16 protein-coding genes are annotated in these 16,361 nt (G+C 35.8%); 14 read left to right on the plus strand and 2 right to left on the minus strand.

The window, feature by feature from the left end; translation table 11 throughout:
- Window positions 1-32 precede the first annotated feature (32 nt).
- Both glsA and glsB read left to right on the plus strand, forming a co-directional pair.
- Complete coding sequence (glsA, locus tag GOQ16_RS04150; protein WP_160068154.1) at window positions 33-860, plus strand: lyso-glycine lipid O-acyltransferase GlsA; 828 nt, start codon at window positions 33-35, stop codon at window positions 858-860.
- A 4-nt stretch (window positions 861-864) separates the two neighbouring features.
- On the plus strand, window positions 865-1,815 hold the full coding sequence (gene glsB / locus GOQ16_RS04155; protein WP_160068155.1) for a glycine N(alpha)-acyltransferase GlsB: 951 nt from the start codon (window positions 865-867) through the stop codon (window positions 1,813-1,815).
- A gap of 86 nt (window positions 1,816-1,901) precedes the next feature.
- On the opposite strand, the gene dnaB is transcribed toward glsB, so the two are convergent.
- Window positions 1,902-3,494 carry a replicative DNA helicase gene (gene dnaB, locus GOQ16_RS04160; protein WP_149915315.1) on the minus strand — a complete coding sequence of 531 codons (1,593 nt, stop codon included), beginning with the start codon at window positions 3,492-3,494 and terminating at the stop codon, window positions 1,902-1,904.
- 410 nt (window positions 3,495-3,904) lie between these two features.
- On the opposite strand from dnaB, the gene ubiE reads away from it, so the two are divergent.
- From ubiE to GOQ16_RS04185, 5 genes are read left to right on the plus strand one after another with little or no spacing between them, the layout of a single operon-like run.
- Window positions 3,905-4,645, plus strand: coding sequence for a bifunctional demethylmenaquinone methyltransferase/2-methoxy-6-polyprenyl-1,4-benzoquinol methylase UbiE (gene ubiE / locus GOQ16_RS04165; protein ID WP_160068156.1), 741 nt, complete (start codon window positions 3,905-3,907; stop codon window positions 4,643-4,645).
- Between the two features lie 53 nt (window positions 4,646-4,698).
- On the plus strand, window positions 4,699-5,481 hold the full coding sequence (locus tag GOQ16_RS04170) for a PorT (protein WP_160068157.1): 783 nt from the start codon (window positions 4,699-4,701) through the stop codon (window positions 5,479-5,481).
- Window positions 5,482-5,484: 3 nt separating this feature from the next.
- Window positions 5,485-6,246, plus strand: a complete 762-nt coding sequence (locus tag GOQ16_RS04175; protein ID WP_160068158.1) for an SDR family oxidoreductase — start codon at window positions 5,485-5,487, stop codon at window positions 6,244-6,246.
- A 7-nt stretch (window positions 6,247-6,253) separates the two neighbouring features.
- Window positions 6,254-6,703, plus strand: a complete 450-nt coding sequence (locus GOQ16_RS04180; RefSeq protein WP_160068159.1) for a GatB/YqeY domain-containing protein — start codon at window positions 6,254-6,256, stop codon at window positions 6,701-6,703.
- A gap of 6 nt (window positions 6,704-6,709) precedes the next feature.
- A complete protein-coding gene (locus GOQ16_RS04185) occupies window positions 6,710-7,159 on the plus strand; it encodes a GNAT family N-acetyltransferase (protein ID WP_160068160.1) in 450 nt (149 codons plus the stop codon).
- 38 nt (window positions 7,160-7,197) lie between these two features.
- Here GOQ16_RS04185 and GOQ16_RS04190 read toward each other — a convergent pair whose 3' ends face one another.
- Window positions 7,198-9,111 (minus strand): ABC-F family ATP-binding cassette domain-containing protein, encoded by a 1,914-nt coding sequence (locus GOQ16_RS04190; protein WP_160068218.1) that lies wholly within the window; start codon window positions 9,109-9,111, stop codon window positions 7,198-7,200.
- A 102-nt stretch (window positions 9,112-9,213) separates the two neighbouring features.
- On the opposite strand from GOQ16_RS04190, the gene GOQ16_RS04195 reads away from it, so the two are divergent.
- From GOQ16_RS04195 to GOQ16_RS04225, 7 genes are all read left to right on the plus strand, one after another.
- Window positions 9,214-10,245 carry a quinone-dependent dihydroorotate dehydrogenase gene (locus tag GOQ16_RS04195; RefSeq protein WP_160068161.1) on the plus strand — a complete coding sequence of 344 codons (1,032 nt, stop codon included), beginning with the start codon at window positions 9,214-9,216 and terminating at the stop codon, window positions 10,243-10,245.
- Between the two features lie 227 nt (window positions 10,246-10,472).
- Window positions 10,473-11,348: an OmpA/MotB family protein gene (locus tag GOQ16_RS04200; RefSeq protein WP_160068162.1), complete on the plus strand. Its 876-nt coding sequence runs from the start codon at window positions 10,473-10,475 to the stop codon at window positions 11,346-11,348.
- A 169-nt stretch (window positions 11,349-11,517) separates the two neighbouring features.
- Window positions 11,518-12,183, plus strand: coding sequence for a hypothetical protein (locus tag GOQ16_RS04205; RefSeq protein ID WP_240140957.1), 666 nt, complete (start codon window positions 11,518-11,520; stop codon window positions 12,181-12,183).
- A 9-nt stretch (window positions 12,184-12,192) separates the two neighbouring features.
- A complete protein-coding gene (locus GOQ16_RS04210) occupies window positions 12,193-12,801 on the plus strand; it encodes a hypothetical protein (protein ID WP_160068163.1) in 609 nt (202 codons plus the stop codon).
- Between the two features lie 192 nt (window positions 12,802-12,993).
- Window positions 12,994-13,908, plus strand: coding sequence for an AEC family transporter (locus GOQ16_RS04215; protein WP_160068164.1), 915 nt, complete (start codon window positions 12,994-12,996; stop codon window positions 13,906-13,908).
- A 97-nt stretch (window positions 13,909-14,005) separates the two neighbouring features.
- Window positions 14,006-15,007: a formylglycine-generating enzyme family protein gene (locus tag GOQ16_RS04220; protein ID WP_160068165.1), complete on the plus strand. Its 1,002-nt coding sequence runs from the start codon at window positions 14,006-14,008 to the stop codon at window positions 15,005-15,007.
- Between the two features lie 39 nt (window positions 15,008-15,046).
- Window positions 15,047-16,360, plus strand: a complete 1,314-nt coding sequence (locus tag GOQ16_RS04225) for a Gfo/Idh/MocA family protein (RefSeq protein WP_149915303.1) — start codon at window positions 15,047-15,049, stop codon at window positions 16,358-16,360.
- Window position 16,361 lies beyond the last annotated feature (1 nt).

Consider the following 16,361-nt stretch of genomic DNA (forward strand, 5'->3'; position numbering starts at 1 on the left):
TTGCAGGAAAAAACCGTGACAAATCGTATCATATGGCTGAAGACAAGAAGAAGTTTATACAGGTAAGAGAGGTAATACGGAAAAAAAGTCCTGGATTAGCGAAGTGGATTCCAAGTCCTTTAATAAGTTACTTGGAGCGTACTATACATGAAGATGATATCAATGATATTATGTATAGATTTCGCGATTTAAAAGGCTTAGATTTTGTTGATGCGCTGATTAACGATTTGGGTGTAGAAGTCGTGTTGGAAGGGGCAGAAAATATACCTCGAGACGATAGTGTTATTTTTGCATCAAATCATCCTTTGGGTGGTCTTGATGGAATCGCCTTTATGCAGGCTATTGGACGTGTCCGAAGAGATGTGAAATTTTTGGTTAACGATATTCTTATGAATGTAGTTAACTTAGAGCCTTTATTTGTAGGGGTCAATAAGATTGGGGGACAAAATAAAAGTGCTGTATCTGCTATAGAAGAAGCTTATGCTGCAGACCACGCTTTATTGGTTTTTCCGGCAGGACTTGTTTCGCGCAAAATAAATGGCCAAATTGTAGATTTGGAATGGAAAAAAAGTTTTATTTCAAAGTCCAAAAAATATAAAAAAGATATAATTCCGGTGTATATAGAAGGAAGAAATTCCAATTTCTTTTACAACCTTTCTAATTGGCGAAATCGATTAGGTATAAAATTTAATTTAGAGATGTTGTATTTGGTTGATGAGTTTTTTGGTCAACGTAATCAGCGGGTCACTATTCGTGTAGGGGAACGTATTCCTTATACGACATTTGATAATTCTAGAAATGAGAAACAGTGGGCTGCAGAAGTAAAGCAGCAGGTATACGTGTTGAAGACGCAGAAATAATTATATGGAAGAAATTATAGCTCCAGTTGAGAGAGATTTGATTAAGGCAGAGTTGACGAGAGAAGCTTTTTTACGTTATACCAATAATGGTAATAATGAAGTATATCTGGTTAATTACCATACAGCGCCTAATATTATGCGTGAAATAGGTCGTTTGCGAGAGGTTACTTTTAGATCTGCTGGTGGTGGTACGGGGCAACCGTTGGATATAGATGAGAACGACACATGTACACACAACTATGATCAATTGATCGCTTGGAATCCTGATGATGAAGAAATAATAGCTGGGTATAGGACAATTCGTTGTGATCAGTCGGTGGATGAGCAAGGGAATATTCATTTATCTACTTCTCATTATTTTGAGTTTTCGGACGAGTTTAATAAAGATTATTTGCCCTATACGATAGAATTAGGCCGTTCGTGGGTGCAACCGCGCTACCAACCTTCTATTGATAACCGTAAAGGTTTGTTTTCATTGGATAATCTTTGGGATGGTCTTGGTGCATTAGTCGTTATCAATCCTGATATAAAATACTTATTTGGAAAAGTAACCATGTATCCACAATTCAACGAAGAAGCACGTGACTTGCTGATGTACTTCATGGAAACTTATTTCCCCGACCGTAAAAATTTAGTAAAGCCATACGAAGAATTGAATATAGGTTATAAAACAGATATTTCTAAATACATTGGTGTGTTTGATGGTCTGAATTACAAAGACGGGTATAAAGTGCTAAACAAACATATCCGTGAATTGGGAGAAAATATTCCTCCTTTGATTAATACGTATATGAATCTTTCGCCGACTATGTTGACTTTTGGAACAGCATTGAACGATGAATTTGGTGAAGTCGAAGAAACAGGGATTTTGATTACTTTGGAAGATATTTACCTTCCGAAAAAAGAACGCCACATCAGTACATTTGAACGTGATAGGTTCTTCGTAGAAAAGTAAGATTTAAATTTAAATATATAAATAGCAACAGCCTTTTATCTCATCGATAAAAGGCTGCTTATTTATTATTTTAAAGCTCAACTTTTTTAAAAAGGAGAATCATCAGGCATATCATTCATGCGGGAAGGCATGGTGATGCCACCGCCACCCATGAAATCATCAAATGATGCAGAAGGGGACATGGCAGATCCGCCAAACGGAGAGTCATTACTACTGAATGAATCACCACCACCCATACCACCAAAGTCTTCCTCTAAATCGACGAATTTCACATATTTACCAACGAATTTTAGAGGAACGATGCCTGTTTCACCGTTACGGTGTTTTGCGATAATTACCTCACCAACACCAGCAGTAGAGCGACCTTCTTCATCTTCTGTCAAACCATAATATTCTGGGCGGTATAAGAATAACACCATATCGGCATCCTGCTCAATAGATCCGGATTCACGTAAGTCGGACAGCATTGGACGTTTACTGTTTCCTGGACGTGATTCTACAGCACGGCTCAATTGTGATAAGGCCAATACCGGAACATTCAATTCTTTAGCTACAGATTTCAATGCACGTGAAATACTGCCAATTTCTTGCTCACGGTTACCACCGCCTTTACCTTCGGATTTACCATGCATTAATTGCAGGTAATCGACAATAACCATTTGTATATCATGTTGCGCTTTGAGGCGACGACATTTTGCGCGAAATTCAAAGACGTTTAGTGCAGGGGTATCATCAATAATCAACGGTGCTTCCGTCAACCGGCCAATTCGCGAATGTAGTTGTTGCCATTCGTGATCCGCCAAGTTTCCTTTCTTTAATTTTTCTTGTTCAATTTCAGTTTCACCAGCTATTAGACGATTTACCAATTGAACAGAAGACATCTCTAGTGAGAATACAACAACAGGTCGCTGGTGATCAACAGCAGCATTACGAGCTACAGAAAGTACGAATGCTGTTTTACCCATTGCAGGACGAGCAGCGATGATGACTAAATCAGAGGGTTGCCATCCCGAAGTCATTCTGTCAAGCGCCGTCAATCCTGACGGAATACCTGTTAGTCCATCTGTACGGTCGCGCAATAATTCAAGATTATTGATAGCCTCACGCATAATGTCATCCATTTTACGTGAATCTCTTCTTAGGTTATTTTGTGCAATGTCAAATAGACTTTTTTCAGCGTGGTCTAATAAATCGAAGATATCCGAAGTCTCATCATACGAAGAATTAATAATTTCTGTAGAAACTTTGATTAACTCACGTTGAATATATTTTTGTGAAATAATACGTGCGTGGTATTCAATATTGGCTGCAGAAACAACTCGATCTGTTAGCTGCGTGATATAATACGCTCCACCGACCATTTCAAGTGAACCTAATTTACGAAGTTCTGCTGTAACAGTTAAGATGTCAATCGGAGAAGTCTTCTGAAATAAGGAGAAAATGGCTTCAAATATTTTTTGATGCGCTTCTTTGTAAAAAGAATCTGGCTTCAAAATATCGATAACTTCACTCAATGCATTTTTCTCCAACATCAATGCGCCTAGTACTGCTTCTTCCAAATCCACAGCTTGTGGAGGTAGCTTACCAAGACCACTAATCATATTATTTAGACTCGTGCGTTTTTTGTTAAAATTTGCCTTGTTAAAGTTTGTATTTTGACCCGAATATTCTTGCTCCATTATCCCGTAATTTTTTATGTTTTTCAATACTTTTACCCATGCTATTGGACATGTAAAACATCGTTATAACAAAAGTACTAAAAATTGTAAAGCTGAAATTTTATAGTTCTTCACATCTTCATGTTAAGTAAATTTTAGCAATGCTTTAGGTGCTATTAAATAACGAGTTATTATTAACATATATTGTGGATATTGTGTTAATTCATTCTTAATTACGCTAGTGTTCAAGTTGTTAGCGGTATGTGGAAAACTCTTGTGTGTGTGAATAAGTCAAAAATGGTTGTTGTGTGAATTGCTTGATGATGAACTATGTAGTTAAGTTTTCATAATCAATACTTTAAGAAAAGTTCCTGTCGCGAAGAGTAATTTTTCTTTTTTATACTACATAAAATATATACTATCTTTGCTGTATGTCAAATGAAGCTTCAACACTAAAACCATATAAGTCAAAGGACGGCGGTAAAAAAGAACAAGTCGCAGATATGTTTAACAATATCTCGAAGAAATACGATCTTTTGAATCGTCTGATGACAATGCGTATTGACGTGATATGGCGAAAGAAGGCAATCAAACTTTTACAAGAAATTCATCCGCAACATATATTGGATGTTGCAACGGGTACTGGTGATTTTGCTATTGAATCTATCAAAATCTTAAAACCTAAAAAAATTATCGGTGTCGATATTTCGCAAGGAATGTTAGAAGTTGCTAAAGATAAAATTGTAAAAAAAGGATTGCAAAATGTATTTGAAGTTCAGTTGGGTGATTCAGAAAACCTTCAGTTTGAGGATAATTCTTTTGATGCGGTGACTGTAGCATTTGGGGTTCGTAATTTTGAAGATTTGGAAAAGGGATTGTCTGAAATTCACCGCGTATTAAAGCCAGGTGGGAAAGCGATTATTTTAGAATTATCTAACCCTACAGCATTTCCTATTAAGCAGTTTTATAATTTTTACTTTCATAAAATTGTACCTGCATATGGTCGTTTGATTTCTAAAGATTCAAGTGCATATTCTTATTTGCCTGAATCTGTAGCTAAATTTCCTGATGGTGCACGTTTTGCTAAAATAACAGATAAAGTTGGCTTTAGTTCTACGAACGTTCTGCCTCAAACTTTTGGTTTCTGTACGATTTACGAAGCATCCAAATGATCAAATATGGGTACACCATAATTTTATCAATACTGTTATCGATGCATGCATTGATGGCACAAAATTTTATTTCATTTCCATTTAGTGGGTACGATGAAGACGCAACTATTCAAATTGGGTTTCAATACAATTATATAAATCAGAATTATCAATTGAAGTTAAAGGATAATTGGAAACAGTTATTTGAAAGCTTAGATTCTGATTCGGAGAGTTTAACATATTTGGGAGATTTAAAATCAATTCAAAGTAAAAGCTCGGCTGGATTTTCAATAGGCTTACCGATGGATTTTCGTTGGAGTGAGAAGCTCTCTATCAATTTTAATCCTTCATTCAATATTCTAAATTCTAATCAAATTGTCTTTTCTCCAATTGATACAGACAGAAACCCTATTGTACGGAGGTCAAAACATGTGTTACAAGATCTTCGAGGTGATAATTTCAATTCCTTTGAATTTCCTGTAGCGCTTAAATTTCGTTCGGAAGAAAAAACTTTCTTTGATTCTGATACAAAATATAGAGCTTATGTTTTGGGAGGCGTCAGATTGACTCGATGGGTAGGACTTATAAAACAATATAATGACTTAAGATTGGAGTCTAAAAATAATAGGCAAATACCTGAAGGAATTATTTTACGTCCAGAATATATGTCATGGGAGGCTGGAGTTGGGTTTGATATCTTTTTATCTTTCTTTAAAGTTTCTCCCGAGATTAGATTTAGTCAAAGCATAAATAATATATTGAGTAATAATCATCTTTTATCTGCTGAAAACAAATTTATGGCGCCAATAGATCGCGGTCTTGTTCGCAATATCTATTTTAGCCTCATATTTCAATAAAAAATGAGAACAGTTTTAATTACTGGCGCAAGTTCAGGTATCGGTGCTTCCTGTGCGCATGTATTAGCGAAAGAGGGAAAGTATAGATTGATTCTTTGTGCACGCCGTGAAGATAGGTTGGTACAATTAAAAAACGAGTTACAAGAATCTATTTCAGGTTTGGAAGTGCATACTTTTGGGTTAGATGTACGAAACAGAGAAGATGTCCTAAATTCTATAGATAATCTTCCTACCGAATGGAAAAATATTGATGTATTAATCAATAATGCGGGATTAAGTCAAGGATTGGATGCTTTGCAAGATGGAGATTTGGACGACTGGGATCGTATGATCGATACAAATGTAAAGGGACTTCTTTACGTCACAAAAGCCGTTACTCCTTTGTTGAAACTTAGTAACAGTGCACATATTATAAATATTGGTTCAATTGCTGGGAAAGAGGTTTATCCGAATGGAAATGTGTATTGTGCTACTAAACATGCGGTGGATGCGTTGAATAAAGCGATGCGTATTGATTTGTTACCTTTCGGAATAAAAGTTACGGCAATTAATCCTGGTATGGTTGAAACTGAATTTTCGGAAGTTAGATTTCATGGCGATAAAGAACGTGCAAAAAATGTGTATAATGGCTTAACACCATTGCGTGGAGAGGATATAGCAGAAACAATTGCTTTTGTTTTATCTCGTCCAGCACATGTAAATATAAACGATTTGCTTATTATGCCTACAGCGCAAGCAAATGGAACTATTGTAAACAGAAAATAATTGTATTATGTCATTAGAACAAAAAATAAATCAGGATATCAAAGCAGCGATGATCGCTAAAGATGCTGTGCGTTTGAGAGGATTGCGTGCTGTGAAAGCGGCTATTTTATTAGCAAAAACGGAGAAAGCAGGTGTTGAAGAATTGACAGAAGATGCTGAAATCAAAGTTTTGCAGAAATTAGTAAAACAACGCAAGGAATCTGGAGAGATTTACAAAACTCAAGGTCGTGAGGATTTGTTTCAAACAGAGTTTGAAGAGCAACAAGTAATTGAAGAATATCTTCCGAAACAATTATCTCGTGAAGAAATTGAAGCGGTTATTAAAAATATTATCACTGAAACTGGCGCTGCCGGCATGAAAGACATGGGTAAAGTAATGGGTGCTGCAAATGCACAATTGGCTGGTAAAGCTGACGGCAAAACTATTTCTGAAATTGTAAAATCTAGTTTAGCTTAATTTCAAATGAGTGTTACTTGGGTAGTTCGTCCTTTTTCAGAATTGTCAAGTTTGGAGTTGTATAAGATATTACAACTTCGTATTAATGTATTCATGTTGGAACAAGAATGTTTGTACCCGGAATGTGATAACAAAGATTTGAAAGGAAAGCATTTGATGGGAATTTTGGATGGAGAAGTCGTAGCTTATGCACGCTTACTTCCGCCTAATGTATCCTACGCAGATGCGTCGATTGGTCGTGTAGTAGTGAATCCAGCTGCACGTCATTTGAAATTGGGGACAGAGCTTATGTTGCAAGCCATTTCAGCCATACGAAAAGATTTTCCAACAGAAGCCATCCGCATTAGCGCTCAAGCACATTTACAGGGGTTTTATGAAAACGTAGGTTTTGTACGTGTGAGCGAAGATCCTTATCTCGAAGATAATATTCCTCATGTAGAAATGGTGTTAACATAGAAAATGAAGGCTTTACAATTTGTAAAGTCTTCATTTTTTTATCCCTCCAGTTCCATTATCTCTTCTGCTAATGATTCCCAATTTTGATGTAATTGGTCATATTCAGCTTTAGAAGAATTGTAATTTCTTGTTGCTTCTTGTAGTTTGACTGCGTCTGAATAAACTTCTTCGGATGCTAGATGTGCTTCTAATTTTTTGACTTCTTCATCTTTAGTCGCAATTTGCTCTTCCAATTGAGCGAGCTCTTTGTTCTTTTTAAGTAATATTCTTTTTGTGTCGTCAGAAGGAGCTTGTTTCTGCTTTTTAGGCTCTTCTTTGACTACTTTCTTCTCTTCTTTAACTTCCGGTTTTATGACACGTTTAGCATTCCATTCTTCATACTCTTGGTATGTTCCAGGATATTCTTTGATTTCTTTATTTTCGATAAACCAAATTTTGTTAGCTACATTGTCTAAGAAATAACGGTCGTGAGAAACCACAATAAATGTTCCCTCGTATTGTTGTAGTGCCTGAATCAAAATGTTTACCGAAGCCATATCCAAGTGGTTGGTGGGCTCATCGAGTACCAAGAAATTTGCGTCTGCTGTTAAAGCTTTCGCTAAAGCAACACGTGATTTTTCACCTCCTGATAGCACTTTAATCTTTTTGAAAGCATCATCTCCTGTGAATAGGAAACAACCCAAAATCGAACGTAATTCTGTTTCGGTATGCTTTGGGGCAAAGGCTTGCATTTCAGCAATGATAGAGTTTTCTAAATGCAAAGCCTCCAATTGATGCTGTGCAAAGAAGGTTTGGGAAACATTGTGCCCTTTGATAGCCGTGCCTTCGAAATTTTTGTCATCATCAGCGACAATTCGTAATAAGGTAGATTTACCCTTACCATTGGCGCCAATTAACGCAATTTTATCGCCTTTTTCGATGAGTGCATTGGTATTACGCAAGATCTCTAAATTCGGGTAAGACTTGGAAATATTTTCTAAAGTTACGACATGGCGACCCGAAGGTTTAGAAAATTTAAAGCTGAAATTTACTTCCGGATTATCGTCATCCACATCGTCCACACGATCCATACGCTCCAAAGCTTTGATGCGCGATTGCGCCATTTTGGCTTTTGAAGCTTTCGCACGGAAACGCTCAATTAATCGTTCTTCTTGCTTGATTTTAGCTTGCTGATTTTTGAATTGCCCAGCTTGTATTTCATTCCGCATGGCTTTTTCTTCCAAATAGAAGCTGTAATTACCAGCATACAAAGTCAATTTTCCTTTGCGAGACTCAACTGTTTTTTTGATAATTCTATCCAAGAAATACCTATCGTGTGATACAATTACAATTGCACCTTCAAACGCTTGTAAGTAATTTTCCAACCATTTGATGGAAGGTAAATCCATGTGGTTGGTCGGCTCATCCAATAATAAAATATCAGGTGCTTGCAAAAGAATTCGCGCCAACATCACACGCATGCGCCATCCTCCAGAGAAGGTAGCTAATGGTCTGCTTTGTTCATCTTCCGAAAAACCAAGACCTGCTAATATCTCATGCGCACGAAATTCAATATTGTAACCATCTAATGCTTCAAACTCTGTTTGTTTATCACTAAGTTTGTTCAGAATATCATCCGAATAGTCTGTTTCTAATTTCTTAAGTAGATTTTCTATCTCTGTATGCAGCTGATTTTGGCGTTCAAAAGCCTCCATAGCCACATGCAAAATGCTTTTTTCCGAATGGTAAGACAATAAATCTTGGTTTAAGTAACCAATTTTTAAATCTTTAGCCATTGAAATGGTACCTGAGGTAGGTTTGTATTGTCCGACGATGAGACGTAGTAATGTGGATTTCCCTGTACCATTAGCACCGATTAATCCTACTTTATCTCCTGGTTTGATGTGCCAGCTTGCTTCGTCGTACAAGGCTCTTGAGCCTATTTCAAATGTTAAATTATTTATTGATATCATTTCGAATGCAAAAGTAGTGATTATTTCTGCTTCTTTTCTACCTTTGTAGCTAAGCAAAAGGAATATATCCTTCGTTTTTTGATTAAAGATTCATATTTGATAATGTACAAACTAATAAAGCCAATTTTCTTTTCGATGGCGCCCGAAAAAGCGCATCATACGGTTACGAATGGATTGAAAACTTTCACTAAAATCTGGGGTTCTAAATCTATTTTGAAATCTTTGTATTCGGTAGAAGATCCGCGATTAGAAAGAGAAGTTTTTGGTTTGAAGTTCAAAAACCCTGTAGGATTGGCTGCTGGTTTTGATAAAAATGCAGAGTACATTGAAGATATGGCGAATTTTGGTTTTGGTTTTATCGAAATTGGAACAGTCACACCAAAGCCTCAGCCGGGAAATGATAAGCCGCGTATGTTTCGTTTGGTAAATGACGAAGCATTGATTAATCGTATGGGATTCAATAATCAAGGCGCAGATGTTGCTGCAGGACGATTATCTCATCTAAAAAATACGCAAGGTGTCATCATTGGTGGAAATATTGGTAAAAATAAAGTGACTCCAAACGAAGAAGCTGTTAACGATTATATTTATTGTTTCCATGCATTGTTTGATCACGTTGATTACTTTGTCGTGAATGTGAGTTCGCCAAATACACCAGGTTTACGTGATTTGCAAGAAAAAGGTCCACTGATGCATATCTTGAATACCTTACAAGATTTGAATGCACAGAAGCCTACTGCAAAACCAATATTATTAAAAATTGCACCAGATCTGACGGATTCGCAATTGGATGATATTGTTGATATCGTAACTGATACTAAAATTGCTGGTTTGATAGCGACAAATACAACAATTTCGAGAGAAGGTTTACAGTCTGATCCTAATTTGGTGAAGGAAATGGGCGGAGTAAGTGGTAAGCCATTAACAAAACGCTCGACAGAAGTAATTAAATACATTCACCAAAGATCAAATGGAGCTTTTCCAATAATTGGGGTAGGTGGTATCCATACGGCAGAAGATGCATTGGAAAAGTTGAATGCTGGTGCTGCTTTAGTACAAGTGTATACAGGTTTTGTTTATGAAGGCCCAGCTTTAATAGGTAATATTTGTAAGGGTATTTTGAAAAATAAATAGACGTTTTAGCAGTAAATTGTTAAAATATGTTAATATAAAACTGACATAATTAAGATTGGCATAAGTATTGATTAGTATTTAGTAATTCATAATTTAGGTTAATAATTGGTTAGTTATAAAATCCTTCAATCTCCCCGGTTGAAGGATTTTTTAGTATTATTTAACAATAAACCTTGTATTTCGGTATTATAATTGTTAATTTATGAAAGATTAAAATAAAAGGATATATGGCAATACAAAGAATTCTTCCTGTTACCATTTTGCTTGGCGGCTTGTTAATAACAGGTTGTGTGAGCAATAAAAAATACACTACATTGGATGCACAATACAGAGATCTCGGTCAATTGTATCAAAAGACACAATTGGAATTGACTGAAAGTCGTGCAAAAGTAAAAAGCTTAGAGGATCAATTAGAATACGAGCGTAATAATAACGCGGCCTTGAAAGAAGCTTATGCAAAGTTACAAGGAACTTTAGATCAAAGTATAGCACAAAATTCTCAGGGAAATGTGAATATTTCCAAGCTAGTGGATGAGATTAATGCTTCAAACAAGTACATTCAACATTTGGTAAACACGAAAAACAAGTCGGATTCATTGAATATGGTGTTGACCAACAATTTGACACGTTCGCTTAGTCGTGAGGAGTTGAAGGATGTGGATGTTCAGGTATTGAAAGGTGTTGTTTATATATCCTTGTCGGATAATATGTTGTACAAATCTGGAAGTTATGAAGTGTCTGAGCAAGCTGGAGAAACTTTAAGCAAGATTGCGAAAATCATTCAAGACTATAAAGATTATGATGTGCTAATTGAAGGTAACACAGATTCAGATCCGATCTCAAAACCAAATATTCGTAACAATTGGGATCTGTCCACTCTTCGTGCCTCTTCAGTTGTACAAGCTTTACAAAATAATTATGGGGTAGATCCTAAGCGCTTGACAGCAGGTGGTCGTGGTGAGTATAATCCTATTGCGGACAACAGCACAACAGCGGGTAAAGCTAGAAATAGACGTACGCAAATCATAATTACGCCGAAATTAGATCAATTTATGGAGTTAATCGATAAAGCACCTGATACAGAACAAGAACCAAGTATCTAAAATTTACGTTAAATAATATAAAATTAAGTCCTTGATGCATGAATCAAGGACTTTTTATGTTAATTTGGCATGATTGTTCGTAACCATGTGTATGTTAAAAATCATCAAAAATCATTCAATACTTTTACTGTTTTCAACAGTATTTTTGGCCAGTTGTAGCTCTATTTATATGCCTAATGTTCCATCAACACCAATGTTCAAAAATTCTGGTGAAGTCTATGTAGGAGGCCATTTTAATGCCAAAGGAAATATTTCCGGTAATTTGGGTGTAGCTCTAACTGATAATATAGCCATCATTGCTAATGGATCAAGTGTCAATACAGGTGCTAATAGTAATAATTACCTCCGTCAGTGGCTGGCAGAAGGGGGACTTGGTTATTTCACGACGATGGGAAAGGATAAAAGGCAAGTATTTGAAATTTACGCTGGCTATGGTGTGGGGAATACAAAAGATTTTAAGCAAAGAGCGTCGATCTATGGTTATGAATTGGTGGAATCGCGTGAAATGAATTTTGATAAAATATTTTTACAGGTAAACTACTCATCTACACGTAAAAAGAAGATAAATATTTTCGGAGACAAAAAAGAATTAAACTATGGTACTGCAATTCGTCTAAGTAGAATAGGGATGAAGGATTTTTTATTGAATGATGTTGTAACTCCTACGGAGGAAAATTATTTTATTGAACCACTTTTTTTTACGCGTATGCAATTGGTTAATGGCTTGCAAGTGCAGTATACAAATGGTTTTAATATTGGATTGAATAGCAACGAGTATTTAAAAGCTGGAAATTCTGTATTTACTTTAGGATTAGTTTATACATTTGGAAAATAAAATTTACATATGAAAAAGATAGGTTTTTTAGTAATTGCTGTCACCGTTTTTTTATTAGGTGGATGTGCTGTGAATCAGAAAGCACAGATTGCAGCATTAGGAAAGTTTAACTATGATGTTACTTCTGTCCAGAATATGCGCATAGCGGGAAGAGATGTGAATTCGTACCAAACAGATGGCGGTGTGTCACTAAGTAGCTTACCGGGGATAGCTATGGCTTTATTGACCAAAGATTTGCCTTTAGAGGCTACGGTAAATTTGCAAATGACAAATCCAACAACCACTGTAACCAAAATCAATGAATTTAAATATTTGATTGAAATGGGAGGGAAACCCTTGTTTGAAGGTTCAGTAAACGAAAATATTAATCTCGCGCAAGGACAAAGCACGGTAGTACCACTTAGTTTTAGAGCGAATTTGTTTAGTGCTGCAAAAAAACAGGGAATTGAAAAGGTTTTGAGCGATATTTTTACGCGCAAAAGTGATGCATTTCTTGCTTTAAAGATTAAACCTTCGGTAAAAATTGGCGGTAAAAATTTCTTTTATCCGGGTTATATTACCGTTGACAAAGATTTTGGGAAATCAGTCTCAAAGGCGCTAAACAAGGTAGTTAAATAGATTCAAAGGATGCATCGCATCCTTTTTTTGTTAATAACAAATTATTAACAATGAACAATTATTAATCAGAACAATTTTTATAATTATTTAGATATTTTAATCTAGTTTTATTTTTAGGTATATAAGGCTTACTTTTAGTCAATGTTAGCATCTCAGTATAAATATTGAGATTATATTATCCTTAATTACTCGATGTCAAATTTTATCGTTATTTTTTTATGTTTACTGTTTGGATATCTTTTTAGATATTTAAAGCTTGTAAAAAAGGGTGGACATCTAGCTATTAATACATGGGTTATATATGTTGGACTCCCGTCAATCGCACTCAAATATATTCCACAGATTGAATGGAATATGGATTACATATATACTGCTTTCCTACCATTTCTTGCTTTCGGCACATCCTATGTTTTTTTTAAGGCACTTAATATTTGGTTTAAATTTTCTAATCGAACGTTATATACATTAATAATTGTAGCTGGTCTATCAAATACCTCATTTATTGGTTTTCCACTAGTAAGTACGTATTATGGAGAGGAATTTTTGAAAGTTGCAATAGTAAGTGATCAAGTGACATTTTTTACTTTGTCGCTATTTGGTGTGTTATTAGCAGCTGGTTCGAGAGATATATTTACGGATGATAAAGAAAAGTATCTGTATATATTAAAGAGACTTTTGACCTTTCCACCATTTATAGCGTGCATTATAGCGTTGATTTTCCATGAATACTTGAAATATGAAGCGCTAAATAATTTGTTCTCTTCTTTTGCGGCGACGGTTAGTCCGATGGCATTATTCTCTATAGGACTTCAATTAAATTTCAAGCGTATATCTCATGAATTGAATGGGCTTTATGCAGGTTTACTTGTTAAATTGTTTATTATACCATTCGTTGCTCTTTTATTAATCTACCTGTTGGGGCTAAATGGTAACTTTTTCCGTGTTTCTGTTTTTGAGATGACTATGCCGTGTTTAGTAGCCTCCAGTATAGTAGTTGAAAAATTTGGCTTAAATGTTAAATTCGCTAATACGCTTATAGGAATTAGTATTCTGATTGGCATATTATTATCCTTTGTATGGTATAGTGTAATTAATACACTGTTGTAATCTAATTGTTACTTACATTATTAGTTTATTAATTAGTATTTCACTTATCTTAGAATTTGATAACTGTTATAACATTTAAATAAAAAATTAATAATTGATGCACAAAGTCATTTGTTCATTTCTACTTTTAGGAAGTATATATGCTGCCGAAGCGCAAAATAAAAAGTCAGAAGCGAAAAATCTAATCAAAAGCCCTCACACAAAGTATGTTCAGGAGATAGAAGGAACAACATTGTCATTCTCAATGGAAGCTATTCCGGCAGGAGTTTTTTCTATGGGGGATAATAATTCGTCCAAGGCTGATGAAAAACCTGCACATGATGTAGAAATTGATGCCTTTTGGATGGGGACATATGAGGTCACATGGGATTTATTTCAGTCATTCTTGTATAAAGACTACGAGCAATCGAAACAGAACACAGGAACAGTTCCATCAGAAGTAGATGCTGTAACAAGACCCACTAAGCCTTATTTAGATATGACTTTTGGGTTTGGAAAGGAAGGATTTCCAGCTTTGGCTATGACGCATTACAATGCTATTCAATTTTGTAAATGGTTATACGTGCGTACTGGCGTTTTCTATAGGTTACCAACAGAAGCAGAATGGGAATATGCCTGTCGTGCGGGGTCGAAAGATAACTATTTCTTTGGTAATGATGTCTCTAAATTGAAAGATTACGCATGGTATGAAGATAACAGTGACCAAAAAACCAATGTTGTAGGGCAAAAGAAACCTAATCCGTTTGGATTGTATGATATAATAGGTAATGTAGCTGAATGGACGTATGACCAATATCATGCTGATTTCTATAAACAGTTTGCTGGCAAAAAAACAAAAAATCCCGTAGCTATCCCAACTGAATTGTATCCACATTCGGTGCGTGGAGGATCATTTGCTAGCTCTGCAAATGAATTGCGTTCAGCAGCGAGAGGAGCTTCAGATCCGATATGGAAACAATTAGATCCACAAATGCCTAAGTCTAATTGGTGGTTTCCAGAGGCTCCATTTATTGGACTAAGATTAGTTCGTCCACTAAATGCACCTTCTAAAGAAGAGATATTAGCTTACTATGATCAAGCTCCAATAGAGGACTTTTAAAAAATAAGAATATACACTACATAACCAATCATAGAAATTATGGAAAATATTAAAAGAAGAGATTTTATAAAAAATTCTGCTCTAGTAACTGGGGGAGTTGCTATGACTGCATCAAATATATCCTCAGTATTTGCTGCTGGAAATGATGAAATTAAAGTAGCATTAATAGGCTGTGGAGGAAGAGGTACAGGAGCTGCTGCAGATGCATTGAATTCTGGTCAGAATGTGAAGTTAGTTGCTTTGGCTGATGCTTTTAAAGATAATTTAGATTCAGCTTACAACAATTTGTCGAAACGCTATTCTGCAAAGATGGACATCCCTGAATCACGTAAATACGTGGGATTTGATGCATATAAACATGCAATAAAAGATGCTGATGTCGTATTACTTGTTGCGCCTCCAGGATTCAGACCTCAACATTTTGAAGAGGCTGTAAAACAAGGTAAGCATGTTTTCATGGAAAAATCTGTTGCTGTTGATGCGCCAGGTGTAAGAAGAATTTTAGCGGCTTCAAAAATTGCTGAACAGAAAAAATTAAATGTTGTCGTTGGTTTACAACGTCGTTTCCAACATAATTACCGTGAAGGTATCAAACGTGTTTTAGATGGTGCAATTGGGGATGTTGTATCAGGTCAGGTATATTGGAATAGTGGTGGTGTGTGGGTGAGACCACGTAAACCTGGACAGACTGAAATGGACTATCAAATGCGTAACTGGTATTACTTCAACTGGTTATGTGGTGATCATATCGTAGAGCAACACGTACATAATATTGATGTTGCGAATTGGATTAAAGGCAAGTATCCAGTGTCAATTCAAGGTGTTGGATCTCGTGCACATCGTACAGGCAAAGAGTATGGAGAGATTTATGATAATTTCTCTATTGAGATGACTTACGATGATGGTTCTGTTGTCTTCAGTCAATGTTGTCACTTTGAAGGATCACATAATCGTGTAGACGAAACATTCCAAGGTACTAAAGGAAGAATCTATTTATCAGCTGGTGGTAGAGCTATTCTATGGGATTCAAAAGGTAACGAGATTTATCGTCATGATCCCAAAGGAAACCCAAATCCTTATCAGCAAGAGCACGTTGAGCTATTTGCTGCTGTAGCTAAAGGAGAATACAAATTTAATAATGCAGAATATGGTGCATACAGTTCATTAGCTGGTATTATTGGACGTATTGCGTGTTATACAGGAAAAGTAATCAAATGGGATGATGCATTAAAATCTGAAATTGACTTAATGCCAGAAACATTAGCTTGGGATGCAAAACCAAAAATTCTTCCTGATGCAAATGGTATATACCCAGTAGCAGTACCTGGTATAAACACGAATTTATTCATATAAA

Source organism: Sphingobacterium bovisgrunnientis (assembly GCF_009829085.1).
GTDB lineage: Bacteria > Bacteroidota > Bacteroidia > Sphingobacteriales > Sphingobacteriaceae > Sphingobacterium > Sphingobacterium bovisgrunnientis.